Origin of the sequence: Amycolatopsis camponoti, assembly GCF_902497555.1 — a bacterium.
GTDB classification, from domain to species: domain Bacteria; phylum Actinomycetota; class Actinomycetes; order Mycobacteriales; family Pseudonocardiaceae; genus Amycolatopsis; species Amycolatopsis camponoti.
Genome location: NZ_CABVGP010000001.1, coordinates 1940496 through 1952334, shown reverse-complemented (window position 1 = coordinate 1952334; position 11839 = coordinate 1940496). Strand labels below are relative to the sequence as shown.

Below are 11839 nucleotides of genomic sequence, written 5' to 3'. Positions count from 1 at the left end.
AGAATACTTTGACTTCCTACTATCGGGAACCCGAGGACCCGTGACACGGCTCTCACGAGCTCTCCAGGAGAACTTGACATCGGCCAGCTCGGCGCTATGTTTAACGAGTCCGTTAATTAACAAGGTGCTGAAATGACCACTGACCAGTTGAGCCGGACGTTCTCGGCGCTCGCCGACCCGACCCGGCGTGCCATTCTCGCCCGGCTGTCGGCGGGCGAAGCGACCGTGAACGAGCTCGCCGAGCCGTTCACGATGAGCCTGCCCGCCGTCTCCCGGCACCTGAAGGTGCTGGAACAGGCCGGGCTGATCACTCGCGGCCGCACCCGCCAGTGGCGGCCCTGCCGGCTGGAGGCGAAACCCCTGGAAGACGTCGCCGACTGGGTCGCGACCTACCGCCGGTTCTGGGACGGTGGGTTCGACCGCCTCGAGGAGCACCTGAGGAGCCTGACCGGCGATGCCTGACCTCACCATCACCCGCGTCTTCGACGCCCCGCGCGAACTCGTCTACACCGCCTGGACCGAACCGGACCACCTGGCGAGCTGGTTCGGTCCGCAGGGCTTCACCTGCTCCGCCGTGACTGCCGACCCGCGCCCCGGCGGCCGCTGGCGGGCCTGCATCCACTCCCCCGAAGGCGAGGACCACTGGATGCACGGCGTCTACCGCGAGGTCGACGCCCCGGAACGGCTCGCGTTCACCTTCGCCTGGGAAGCCCAGGGGCAGGAGACGCTCGTGACGATCGGCTTCGCCGACCTCGGGGGCAAGACCGAGATGACGTTCACCCAGACCGGCTTCCCGACCGCCGCCGAACGCGACGGCCACGAGGAAGGCTGGAACTCCAGCTTCGAGGACCTGACCGGCTTCATCCGAGGAAAGGACGCCCGATGACCGCCACCCAGCCCCAGATCGTCACGCCGGAGGAATGGCAGGCCGCGCGCGACGCGCTGCTGGTCAAGGAGAAGGAGCACATGAAGGCGGCCGACCGCCTCGCCGCCGAGCGCCGGCGGCTGCCGATGGTCCGCTTCGACGCGAAGTACCCGTTCGAGAGCGCCGACGGGCCGGTCACGCTGCTCGACCTGTTCGAGGGCCGCCGTCAGCTGATCGTGTACCACTTCATGCTGCACCCCGGCGACGAGGCGGGCTGCCCCGGCTGCTCCCTGCTCGTCGACAACATGCCGCACCTGGCGCACCTGCACGCCCGCGACGTCACGCTCAAGGTCGTCGCGCCGGCGACCCTGCTGGAGATCGAGCGGTACCGGGCGCGGATGGGCTGGGACGTGCCGTGGGTGTCCGCGCACGGCACCGGGTTCACCGAGGACTGCGGCGTCGGGATGGGGTTCGGCGTGAGCGTGTTCCTGCGCGACGGCGACGACGTGTACCGCACGTACTTCACCTCCGGCCGGGGCGGCGAGATGTTCCTGGCCTCCCACCGCTACCTCGACGTCACGCCGCTGGGGCGCCAGGAGGCGTGGGAAGAGGACAGCCACGGCGACGACGCGCCGAGCTCGTGGTGGCGCCGTCACGACGAATACTGAAAGTTCCCCGGGCGGCCGTGTCCGGTCTGCCCGCGCGGCTCCGACCTCCCGGTGAAAGCACTTCAGAAGGAGACGGAAATGCGCGAGATCGTCCACATGGTCCACACCTCGCTCGACGGCTGCGTCGAGGGCCCGGCCGGCGAGTTCGACTGGCCGGTCATGGGACCGGAGCTGTCCGGCTACTCGCAGGAGCTGGCCGGGCGCTACGGCGAGTTCGCCTACGGGCGGAAGGTCTGGGACATGATGTCCGCGTTCTGGCCGACCGCCGAGACGACCTCCGACCACCCGCACGACATCGCCTTCGCGCCGGTGTGGCGGTCCACCCCGAAGATCGTGTTCTCGCGGACGCTGGAGAAGGCGGACTGGAACACGCGGGTGGTCGGGGGCGCGCTGCCCGAGGTGGTCACGTCGCTGAAGGCCGAGCCGGGCAAGGACGTGCTGCTGATGGGCGGCGCGGAGCTGGCCGCCGAGCTGACCGCCCACGGGCTGATCGACGAGTACCAGGTGTTCGTCCACCCGGTGATCCTGGGCGGCACCAAGCGCCCGTTCGCCGAGGGCACGGCACGGCTCGGGCTCGAGCTGGCCGAGTCGCGCACGTTCGACGGACGGGTAGTGCTGCTGCGCCTGCGGCGCGCGTGAAACGGCGCCGGCGATCCCGCGCTTCCCCGCGCGCGATCGACCGGCGTGGTGCTCACGCCCGGAAGCGGCTGGTGCCTCCTCGGCACCGTCCGCTCCCCCGGCGTCAGCGGCTCTTGGCCGCCCGCAGCGCGATCCACTGGCGCATCGCGTACTCGACCAGCGTGATCAGCGTCTGCTTCGTCGACTCGCGGTCCCGGGCGTCGCAGCGGACGATCGGGATGTTCGGGTCGATCGACAGGGCCTCGCGCACGTCGTTGATGTCGTGCTCCAGCACGCCGTCGAACGTGTTGACGCCGACGATGTACGGCAGGCCGCGATCTTCGAAGAAGTCGATCGGGGCGAACGAGTCGGCCAGCCGGCGGGTGTCCGCCAGCACGACCGCGCCGATCGCGCCGCGGACCAGGTCGTCCCACATGAACCAGAACCGCTGCTGCCCGGGCGTGCCGAACAGGTACAGGATCAGGTCCGCGTCCAGCGACACCCGGCCGAAGTCCATCGCCACCGTCGTCGTCGACTTGCCCGGCGTGTGGTCGAGGTTGTCGACGCCGACGCTCGCGTCGGTCATCATCGCCTCGGTGGTGAGCGGCACGATTTCCGACACCGACCCGACGAAGGTCGTCTTGCCCGCGCCGAAGCCGCCCGCCACCACGATCTTGGCGGATGTCATGGTCGGGGGCGCGGTGTCCCGCGGTGCCTTAAAGCCGACGGAGTCCACTCAAAACCCTTTCCATCAACACCAGATGTGCCTCGGCGCCGTCATTGCCCGTTATCGTCTTGTGCACCGTGACCAGCCCTGCGTCCGCCGCGTCGCTGATCAGCACCCGGGCCACGCCCAAAGGCACCCGCAAGGCCGACACCAGCTCGGCGACCGAACGGGGGGTCCGGCACTCTTCCATGATCGAGATGCACTCGATCTGCTCCGCGGCCACTTCGGGGAAGCCACCGGTGGCAGCGTAGTCCTTCGCGGAGATCAGTGTCTCCAGCTCCAGGGCGTAGTTCGCCCGGGTGCGGCCACCGGTCAAAGCGTACGGCCGGACGATCGCCGTCTGGTCCTCGGGCGCGAGCGGCTGTTCGAACACCGCGGGCATGATGAACTCGCCGCTGGGCGGTCCGGGGTCGAACAGCCCCCCTGGTCTGGGGGCGTCTCCGTCGGTACTGCCGGGTGGAGAGACTAAAGAGGTCACTCGATCTCCTTGGTCGGCCGACGGCGCGGGCGCCGGCGGTTCCGCGGCCGCGTGCGCACCGGCGGCCGGGGGTGGCGGGGACTCCTTGCTCTTCTTGCGCTTCCGGCGGGCACGGCCGGAATCCAGGGTGAACCCGTTGAGGACGTCGGCGAAGGTGCCGTCGTCCTCTCGCCCGGGGGGCCGCTGCCCCTCGGGTGGTTCACCGCCGAATCCGGACCCTGTGCTCATCGCGCCATCATCCCACCGGTTCGCCGATCAGCGACCCACCAGAGCCCTGAAGCTGAGCGCGCAGCTCCGGGGTCAGGATCTGGCCGACCCGGTCGACGAGCATCGTCATCTCGTAGGCGACCTGCCCGATGTCGCAGTTCGGGGCCGCGAGCACGGCCAGGCAGGACCCGTCGCTGATGGACATCAGCACCATGATCCCCAGCTCCATCTCGACGACGGTCTCGTTGACCGCGCCCGCCTCGAAGCACCGGGCGGCGCCCTGGGTGAGGCTGACCAGGCCCGAAGCGACCGCGGCGAGCTGGTCGGCCCGGTCGAGCGGCAGCCGGTTCGACGCGCTCAGCAGCAGGCCGTCCGCCGAGACGACCACGGCGTGGGCCACGCCGGGCACCCGCTCCGCGAAGTCGTTGATCAGCCAGCCGAACTGATTCTGCGGCGGCTGTGCGCTACTCGGCGAGGTCATTCGCCCTCCAGTGTCTCGTGGTTGGTCTCGGCCCGCGCGGTGCGGTGGCGTCCGCGCTCGATGCCCTGCTGGAAGCTTCGCAGGCGGCCGCGCACGTCGTGTGCGTCCCGTTGTGGTCGGGGGGCCGTGGCCCCGGTGGGCGGTCCGGCGCTGCCCGGGAGCAGCTGCTCCCCGCGACGGCGCCGGGGCAATCCTGCCGAAGTGAACGTGGCAGGTGCCGACTGGGACACCGCTTGCACCGCCCGCCAGCCTTCATCGGTGCCGAAGTTCCACTCGGCGGTGGCTTCGACGGCCGACTCTTCCTGGCGCGGCGCCGGCGTTTCCGGATCCGCGGAGCCCCGCCGTGACGGCAGCGCGGAGGGCGGGACGGCGGGACGGCCCGGGCCCTCGAGGAAGGCCGGGGACGGCCGGTCGGGTCCACCGAAGGCCGGCGGGCGCGGCGACGGCCGCGGCTGCCGGCTCGGCAGCGGTCCGGGCTGCTGGGGCGCGGCCGGTTCGCCGGGCTGAGCCGGGCCATCCTGCTGCGCGGGCTGGTGGAGGGCGGCGGGCTGAGCTTGCCCCGGCTGCGGCGATCCGTCGGACGGGGAGGACTGCTCGCCCGGGCGGAGGGCAGCGGGCTGAGCTTGCCCCGGCAGCGGCGAACCGTCCGACGGGGAGGGCTGCTCGCCGGGCTGCGCCGGTGTGGACTGCTGCGGCGCGGGCGACGGCCGCCTGGCCGGCGGCTGTCTGGGTTCGCCGGCCTCAGGCGCGGCCGGAGACTGGCCGGACTGCGCCGGCTTGTTCGCCTCACTGGACCGACGGAGAGCGGCGGGCACCTGGCTCCACTGCGGCAGCCCGTCGGACTCGCCAGGCTGGTGGAGGGCGGCCGGCGTTTGGCCCGGCTGCGCCGACCCATCCGACTCACCGAGAGCAGCAGACCCCTGCCCCGATCCATCCGGTTCGCCGGACGGGCGGAAAGCGGCCGGCACCTGGCCTGAACCACCAGGCTGACCGGGAGCAGCGGACCCCGGCTGCGCCGGCGCGTGCGGCTGGAACATGTCCGGCCGGGCGGCCGGGCGGCCCGGCCGGCCGTTCGGCTGCGGCGCCTGCCCGGCACCTGGCTGTCCCCGCCGCGGCAGGCCGTTCTGCTGGAACGCCGCGTCCTGCTGCGCCCCGGGTGCACCCGGCTCGAGCCTCTGCGCGAACGACTGCTGCCGGTCTGCCGCCGCCGAGGTGTCCGGCTCGGCGGCTTCCGGCTGAGGAGCGTTCGGCTGGAAGGCGGGTGCCGTGCCCTGTGCCTGGCGCGCCTGGCGGCGGCCACGGGTGACGCCCTGCTGGAAGCTGCTCAGCCGCCCGCGGACGTCGGCCGGGTCGCGGACCGGCAGGTCGGAACGGGCCGGGGCCGGGGCCGCCGGAATCGCCGCGGCCGGGGTCGCGCTGCCCGGCATGAGCTGCTCGCCGCGGCGGCGGCGGGGCAGCCCCGCCTCGGTGAACGCCGTCGGCTCCGCCTTGGTGACCGCCTGGACCGTGCGGAAGTTCTCGTCGCTGGCGAAATCCCAGCTGCGGGCCTCCTGCGGCTCGGCAGCGGGCTTCTCCGGGGCCTCGGCGACCGGCTCCGAATCTTCCGAAGCGGCGGCGGCCGGCTTCTCGGCGGGCTTGTCCTCGCGGAACCACGCCGACAGCATCTCGTCGAAGATCGGCGTCGTCTCCGAGCGATCCGGCGCCGGAGTGGGCGCCGGGGCCGGCTCCGCGGTCGCCTGCTGCCACCAGTCGGTCAACGTGGTTTCGTTGGCGGAGAACAGGTCCTTGCCCGAGGGCAGGTCACCGGCGCGCGGCGGGTCCGGCACCGGCAGCACCGCGGGCACCGGCGGCAGCGTCGGCCGCGGCGGCGGGGCCGGGTCGTCCTTGGGCAGCGGCGCGAACAGGTCCGTCCCGGAGATCTCCAGGTCCGACGGCGGCCGGATCCCGGCCGGCCCGTGACCGTTGGTCAGCCCGGCGAGGTCGCTCGCCGACGGCCAGCGCTCCTCCCCCATCGCCGGCTGCTCCGGCACCAACGGGCGCGGCCGCGAGTTGCCGTTGACCTGGCGCCGCGGCAGCTGGTTGCCCATCGGCGGGCTCGCGGGCGGCCGCTGCGCGCTGATCTGGCCCGTCCGCGGGCCGTCGGTCACCGCCATCACCAGCTCCGCCGGGACGACGACCGTGGCGCGGACGCCGACGATGTCCCGGCCGCCGTGCAGCGACACGCCGATCCGGTGCCGGCTGGCCAGGCGGCCGACGACGAACAGGCCCATCCGGCGCGAGGTGGCCAGGTCGACCGACCCGGCCTCGGTCAGCCGGGTGTTCGCCTCGGCGACCTCGGCCTCGTTCATGCCGATGCCCTTGTCGAGGATGTCGATGTTGAGCGAGCCGTCCTCGCCCAGCCGCGACGCCACGGTCACGCTCGTCTCCGGCGCGGAGAACGCCGTCGCGTTGTCCAGCAGCTCGGCGACCAGGCGCATCAGGTCGCTCGCGGCGTAGCCGACGATCCGGGCCGGGGGCGGCGACTGGACCTGGACCCGCTGGTACTGCTCGATCTCCGAGACCGCGGCGCGGAGCATGTCGGTGGTGCCGACCGGCTTGCCGGACCGGCGGCCGGGCTCCGCGCCCGACAGCACCATCAGGTTCTCGTTGTTGCGCCGCATCCGGGTGGCGAGGTGGTCGAGCTGGAACAGCGTCGCCAGCTGGTCGGCGTCCTCCTCGTCCCGCTCCAGCTGCTCGATCAGCTGCAGCTGCCGCTGGACCAGGCTCTGGCTGCGCCGCGACAGGTTGACGAAGACGCTGCCGAAGCCGGTGCGCATCGCGGCCTGCTCGGTCGCCAGCCGCAGCGCCTGGTGGTGGACCTTGTCGAACGCCCGCGCCACCTCGCCGACCTCGTCCTCGGTCTGCACCGGCACCGGCACGACGGCCGTGCCCTGCACGCGGCCTTCCTGGATGTTGCGGACCGCTTCGGGCAGCGCGGTTTCGGCGACGTCGAGAGCGCTGCGACGCAGTGCTTTCAGCGAGCGCAGCAGCTGCCGGGTGATGAGGAAGACGACCGCGACGGCGAGCACCATCGCGGCGAACAGCAGCACCGCGAGCAGGCCGGCGCCGCTGCTGGCGTCGTCGACGAGCTGCTCCGAGGTGGCCGACGCCGACGCGCCGAGCCGGTCGGCGACCTGGCCGATCTGCGTCCGCATCGCCGAGGACGCGGCGGTCCAGTCGGCCGCGGACAGGGCGCGGAAGGCGTCGTCGACCGTGTTCCCCTGCGCGTTCAGCACCGACTCGACCATCCGGGCCCGGCTCTGGGCCTGCGCGCCTTCGGCGATCGCGGCGAAGTCGCGCTGCAGCGTGTCACCCGCCGCGGAGCGGAAGTCGATGAGCCGGTCGGCCAGCCGCAGCTCGGCGGCGCGCAGCGTGGCCAGCTCGCTCGGCGACAGCGCGGAGCGGGCGATGCCGTAGGAGACCAGTGCCTGGCTGACCGACACCTGCTCGCCCGCGACGAGCAGCTCGTGCAGCCCGGCGGGGGTCCCGCCGAGGGTGCCGTCGCCGGCGCCCGCGGTGGCCGCGGTGTCGAGGCCGATCAGCGAGCCGGTGGTCCCGGAGTACGCGGTGACGGCCTGGGCCGGGTCGAGCTGGCCGCCGTCGACCTGGCGGCGGAGGAAGCCGAGGTTGTTGACTTGCGCGGTGGCCGCGCCGGCGGCCCCGGCCACGCCGGGCTCGACCTCGGACGCGCGGGCCTGCGCCGCGGTGAACGGCCCGACCGCGGCGTCGGTGGCCTTGCGGGCCGCGGCCAGCGCGGGCGTGCCGCCGACGGTGCCGTCGGTCAGCATCGCCGCGGTGACCGTGCGCTCCTGCTGCAGCGCACCGGTGAGCGCGCGGGTCTGGCCGCCGAGCGAGACGAGCCGGTCGAGGCGCTGGTACTCGGCCGAGCGGCCGACCTGGCCCGCGATCGTCGTGACGCCGAGGACCAGCGCGAGCACGATGGGGACGACGGTGACGGCCGAGAGCTTGACGGGCAGGCTCCAGTCGCGCCAGCGCACGAGGGCGCGCCACGCGTCCTTCCCCTTGGACCGCCGGGGTGCTCGGCCGAGCAGCTCCCCCACGGGCACCTGACCTTCTCCTGCAACGGTCACGTGAGTGACTCCCTGTCCGGCGTCATGGATCCGCGTCGACGGCGCGGCGTCCCGGCTCGTGGCGGGCCGCCGGACGGTCGTGCCGCCCGCGCCCTGCCGCGTCCCCGGTGCCCTCGCTCGTCCCCGGCCGCCCGGCCGTCCGCGCACTCGTGCAGGCACCGTCCCGCCGTCCCGTGCAAGGGACTGTGCACGTGCACGGCGCAACTTGCGGTCTGCACGGTCGTCGAGATCAACTTAATCGGTGCCAATCGATCGCTGCGGTCAGCTGGGCCAAAGAATCGTACCCCCGGCGCCCGGACGGTCAATTTTGTTCTCCACTCGGGCGCTGACCTGCGAAAAGTGGATTCCGGGCCGAGAACCACCCCGCACATTCGCCCTCACCGCCCCCGAAGAGGGAATTCCGGTTACCGGAAGCGTCTCACCCAGGCATCCGGCCGTCACCCGATTAGCCCACGCAGAGGAGTGTAGTACCTCGGACGATCTACACTCAGTACCCCCATCGGGTGGGTCAAGTCTCAAGATGTGCCCGATGTTGTGGCGTTGTCCCCCATCGTGCCCCGACCTGGTGATTTCTTTCGAGACTGACCGCTGACCAGTGGATCTTCACCGCCACGCCCGCAGGCGGGCGACACTCTCCGGGACGACGTGAGCGCTCACGGACACTCTGCGTGTCCGACGCGGATCGACCCTCGACCGGATTAGCTCGTTCGCCGCAGTGCCCGCCGGATGCGACAACGTGGCGTCACAATTCTTTTCATCATTACGGGTGATCTGCTCGTGATCATGAAGCACTACTCCATTCGACGCTTTCGACGAGAAATCGAATACCGCGCGTTCCGCGCGTCCTGGACCGACCGGCCGCCTGCGATGTCCGCCGGACGGCCTAGTTACGATGTTCGTCTCGCAGTCCGCAAGGGCGGCCCGGCGCGCTGTCCGCAGACGGCCGGGGCCCCGCCGCCACGGAGGCACTCTGCCGGAGGCAACCCACATGTACGACGTCGCGCGCCCCGCGGCGGGCAACCCCCTCGAGGAGACCGGCCAGATGCCGGCCCTGTTCACCGGGGACCGCCCACCCGCGGCCCAGCACCGCCGGCCCGTTCCCCGCCCGGGTCCCGACTACCCCGCGATCCAGGCCAGCCGCGAGTTCGGCTCGCTGCGGCGGCGGTTCCGGGCCTTCGTCTTCCCGATGAGCTTGGCCTTCTTCGCCTGGTACATGACGTACGTGCTGCTCGCCGCGTACGCGCACGACTTCATGAGCACCAAGGTGTTCGGCCAGGTCAACGTCGGCATCCTGCTCGGCATCGGCCAGTTCGCCAGCACCGCGCTGGTCACCTGGCTCTACCTGCGCTACGCGCGCCGCCACCTCGACCCGCGCGTGGCCGAGCTGCGGGCCCGCGCGGGCCTGACGGAAGGGACCCGCCGATGACCGCCCTCGCCGCCGAAGGCACCCCGGCCAGCGACCCGCTCGTCAACACCGCCGTGTTCGCCCTGTTCGTGGCGATCACGCTGTACGTCGTCTACCGGGCCAGCAGCCGGAACTCCTCGACGGCCGACTACTACGCCGCGGGCAGCGCGTTCACCGGCCGCCAGAACGGCATCGCGCTGTCGGGCGACTTCCTGTCGGCGGCGTCGTTCCTCGGCATCGCCGGCGCCATCGCGATGCACGGCTACGACGGCTTCCTCTACTCGATCGGCTTCCTCGTCGCCTGGCTGGTCGACCTGCTGCTGATCGCCGAGCTCCTGCGCAACACCGGCCGCTTCACGATGGGCGACGTGCTGAGCTTCCGGATGAAGCAGCGCCCGGTCCGCGCGGCGGCGGCGACGTCGACACTGGTGATCTCCTTCTTCTACATGCTGGCGCAGATGGCGGGCGCCGGCGGCCTGGTGGCGCTGCTGCTCAACGTCCACTCCAAGCTCGGCCAGGCGCTGGTGATCGGCGTCGTCGGCTTGGTCATGGTGCTGTACGTGTTGGTCGGCGGGATGAAGGGCACCACGTGGGTGCAGATCATCAAGGCGACCATCCTGCTGCTGTGCGGCGCGCTGCTCACGGTGTTCCTGTTCGGCAAGTTCGGCTTCTCGTTCTCGAACCTGCTCTCGTCGGCCGCGGAGAACAGCCCGCTCGGCGACAAGCTCCTGGAGCCGGGCGGCTCGTACGGCAAGAACGCCACCACGAAGCTCGACTTCGTGTCACTGGCCTTGGCGCTGGTGCTCGGCGCGGCGGCACTGCCCCACGTGCTGATGCGCTTCTACACCGTGCCGAACTCCCGTGAGGCGCGGCGAAGCGTCGTCTGGGCGACGGCGTGCATGTTCCTGTTCTACCTGTGCACGCTGGTCATCGGCTTCGGCGCGGCCGCGCTGGTCGGCGCGGACGAGATCAAGGCCGCGCCCGGCGGGGAGAACTCGGCGGCGCCGCTGCTGGCCCTGCACGTCGGCGGGACGCTGCTGCTGGGCATCATCGCCGCGGTGGCGTTCGCGACGATCCTCGCGGTGGTGGCCGGGCTGACGATCACCGCGTCGGCCTCCTTCGCCCACGACGTCTACGCGAACATCTTCAAGCGCGGCAAGGCGGACCCGGCCGACGAGGTCCGGGTGGCGCGGCTGACCGCGATCGCGGTCGGGGCGCTGGCCATCGTCGGCGGCGTGCTGGCGAACGGCCAGAACATCGCGTTCCTGGTCGCGCTGGCGTTCGCGGTCGCGGCGTCGGCGAACCTCTCGACGCTGCTGTACTCGCTGTTCTGGAAGCGGTTCAACACGACGGGCACGCTCTGGGGCATCTACGGCGGCCTGGCCGCGAGCCTGATCCTGGTGCTCTTCTCGCCGGTCGTCTCGGGCGCACCAGACGCGATCTTCAAGGGCATCGACTTCGCCTGGTTCCCGCTCAAGAACCCGGGCCTGGTGTCGATCCCGTTCTCGTTCCTCTGCGGGTTCGTCGGCACCCTCGTCGGCAAGCCGAAGGCGAACCTGGAGAAGCAGGCCGAGATGGAGGTCCGGTCCCTCACCGGGATCGGCAGCTGACTTGCCTGACGATCCTGGACGGCCTGCGTCACGCGCGCAGGCCGTCCAGGATCACGGTCAGCACGCGTTTCCCGTCCTCGGGGCTGCAGTTGCGCACCGCCATGCCCGCCCCGTGGGCCAGCCGCAGGACGTCGGGCCCCGCGACGTCGGGCCGGATCAGCCCCGCGGCCGCGTCGACCAGCACCCCGACCGCTTCCCGCAGCCGCACCTGGCAGTACTGGAACGTCTCCGAGCCCGAGTCGATCGACTCCTTGAGCACCGTCGCCAGCTTGTGCCGCTCCACGACCCAGGTGACCTGTTCCCGCAGCCAGGCCTCGAGAGCCTCCCACGGCGCCAGCTCGTCGTGCAGTACGTACGCGCGGTCGGCGAGCACCTCGATCTCGTCGCGGTAGACCGCTTCGAACAGCTTTTCGCGCGTCGGGAAGTGCCGGTACAGCGTGCCCGCCCCCACCCCGGCCTTCTTCGCGATGTCGTCCAGCGGCACGTCGGCGCCGTGCGCGGTGAAGAGATCCTTCGCCGTCGCGACGATGCGCTCGTAGTTGCGCCGCGCGTCCGCCCGCATCGGACGCTCCGAGTCCGCACCCGGCATCCCGGCCTCCTCGCCACTTAACCGGAGAGATTCTCCGAATTCACTTGCGCATCCGGAGACA

General features: G+C 71.7%; 11 protein-coding genes. 6 read left to right on the top strand and 5 right to left on the bottom strand.

Annotated features, from left to right (window positions below):
* The first annotated feature begins 132 nt into the window (after positions 1 to 132).
* From AA23TX_RS09420 to AA23TX_RS09405, 4 genes are all read left to right on the top strand, one after another.
* On the top strand, positions 133 to 462 hold the full coding sequence (locus AA23TX_RS09420) for an ArsR/SmtB family transcription factor (protein WP_155542176.1): 330 nt from the start codon (positions 133 to 135) through the stop codon (positions 460 to 462).
* Positions 455 to 886, top strand: a complete 432-nt coding sequence (locus AA23TX_RS09415; protein WP_155542175.1) for an SRPBCC family protein — start codon at positions 455 to 457, stop codon at positions 884 to 886. Before AA23TX_RS09420 ends, AA23TX_RS09415 begins: the two co-directional genes overlap by 8 nt.
* Positions 883 to 1533, top strand: a complete 651-nt coding sequence (locus AA23TX_RS09410) for a DUF899 domain-containing protein (RefSeq protein WP_155542174.1) — start codon at positions 883 to 885, stop codon at positions 1531 to 1533. The genes AA23TX_RS09415 and AA23TX_RS09410 overlap by 4 nt, the downstream gene beginning before the upstream one ends.
* Before the next feature lie 78 nt (positions 1534 to 1611).
* Positions 1612 to 2172, top strand: a complete 561-nt coding sequence (locus AA23TX_RS09405; protein WP_155542173.1) for a dihydrofolate reductase family protein — start codon at positions 1612 to 1614, stop codon at positions 2170 to 2172.
* Positions 2173 to 2275: 103 nt separating this feature from the next.
* Here the strand turns inward: AA23TX_RS09405 and AA23TX_RS09400 are convergent, their stop codons facing one another.
* From AA23TX_RS09400 to AA23TX_RS09385, 4 genes are read right to left on the bottom strand one after another with little or no spacing between them, the layout of a single operon-like run.
* Positions 2276 to 2839, bottom strand: coding sequence for a GTP-binding protein (locus AA23TX_RS09400; protein ID WP_155542172.1), 564 nt, complete (start codon positions 2837 to 2839; stop codon positions 2276 to 2278).
* Positions 2840 to 2867: 28 nt separating this feature from the next.
* Positions 2868 to 3584, bottom strand: a complete 717-nt coding sequence (locus tag AA23TX_RS50030) for a DUF742 domain-containing protein (protein ID WP_230862401.1) — start codon at positions 3582 to 3584, stop codon at positions 2868 to 2870.
* Positions 3585 to 3591: 7 nt separating this feature from the next.
* Entirely contained in the window at positions 3592 to 4044 is a 453-nt protein-coding gene (locus AA23TX_RS09390; protein ID WP_155542171.1) for a roadblock/LC7 domain-containing protein, read from the bottom strand.
* Positions 4041 to 8150, bottom strand: coding sequence for a sensor histidine kinase (locus AA23TX_RS09385; RefSeq protein ID WP_155544340.1), 4110 nt, complete (start codon positions 8148 to 8150; stop codon positions 4041 to 4043). The genes AA23TX_RS09390 and AA23TX_RS09385 overlap by 4 nt, the downstream gene beginning before the upstream one ends.
* Before the next feature lie 1012 nt (positions 8151 to 9162).
* On the opposite strand from AA23TX_RS09385, the gene AA23TX_RS09380 reads away from it, so the two are divergent.
* Both AA23TX_RS09380 and AA23TX_RS09375 read left to right on the top strand, forming a co-directional pair.
* The gene (locus tag AA23TX_RS09380; protein ID WP_155542170.1) at positions 9163 to 9600 is read left to right on the top strand and encodes a DUF485 domain-containing protein; all 438 of its coding nucleotides are present in this window, start codon (positions 9163 to 9165) and stop codon (positions 9598 to 9600) included.
* Complete coding sequence (locus tag AA23TX_RS09375) at positions 9597 to 11189, top strand: monocarboxylic acid transporter (RefSeq protein ID WP_155542169.1); 1593 nt, start codon at positions 9597 to 9599, stop codon at positions 11187 to 11189. The genes AA23TX_RS09380 and AA23TX_RS09375 overlap by 4 nt, the downstream gene beginning before the upstream one ends.
* Before the next feature lie 28 nt (positions 11190 to 11217).
* Here AA23TX_RS09375 and AA23TX_RS09370 read toward each other — a convergent pair whose 3' ends face one another.
* Positions 11218 to 11778 (bottom strand): TetR/AcrR family transcriptional regulator, encoded by a 561-nt coding sequence (locus AA23TX_RS09370; protein WP_155542168.1) that lies wholly within the window; start codon positions 11776 to 11778, stop codon positions 11218 to 11220.
* Positions 11779 to 11839: the final 61 nt, after the last annotated feature.

Bases quoted from the DNA above. Each gene is read 5' to 3' on its own strand.
- AA23TX_RS09420 (WP_155542176.1), top strand. From the start codon at position 133: ATGACCACTGACCAGTTGAGCCGGACGTTCTCGGCGCTCGCCGACCCG.
- AA23TX_RS09415 (WP_155542175.1), top strand. From the start codon at position 455: ATGCCTGACCTCACCATCACCCGCGTCTTCGACGCCCCGCGCGAACTC.
- AA23TX_RS09410 (WP_155542174.1), top strand. From the start codon at position 883: ATGACCGCCACCCAGCCCCAGATCGTCACGCCGGAGGAATGGCAGGCC.
- AA23TX_RS09405 (WP_155542173.1), top strand. From the start codon at position 1,612: ATGCGCGAGATCGTCCACATGGTCCACACCTCGCTCGACGGCTGCGTC.
- AA23TX_RS09400 (WP_155542172.1), bottom strand. From the start codon at position 2,839: ATGACATCCGCCAAGATCGTGGTGGCGGGCGGCTTCGGCGCGGGCAAG.
- AA23TX_RS50030 (WP_230862401.1), bottom strand. From the start codon at position 3,584: ATGAGCACAGGGTCCGGATTCGGCGGTGAACCACCCGAGGGGCAGCGG.
- AA23TX_RS09390 (WP_155542171.1), bottom strand. From the start codon at position 4,044: ATGACCTCGCCGAGTAGCGCACAGCCGCCGCAGAATCAGTTCGGCTGG.
- AA23TX_RS09380 (WP_155542170.1), top strand. From the start codon at position 9,163: ATGTACGACGTCGCGCGCCCCGCGGCGGGCAACCCCCTCGAGGAGACC.
- AA23TX_RS09375 (WP_155542169.1), top strand. From the start codon at position 9,597: ATGACCGCCCTCGCCGCCGAAGGCACCCCGGCCAGCGACCCGCTCGTC.
- AA23TX_RS09370 (WP_155542168.1), bottom strand. From the start codon at position 11,778: ATGCCGGGTGCGGACTCGGAGCGTCCGATGCGGGCGGACGCGCGGCGC.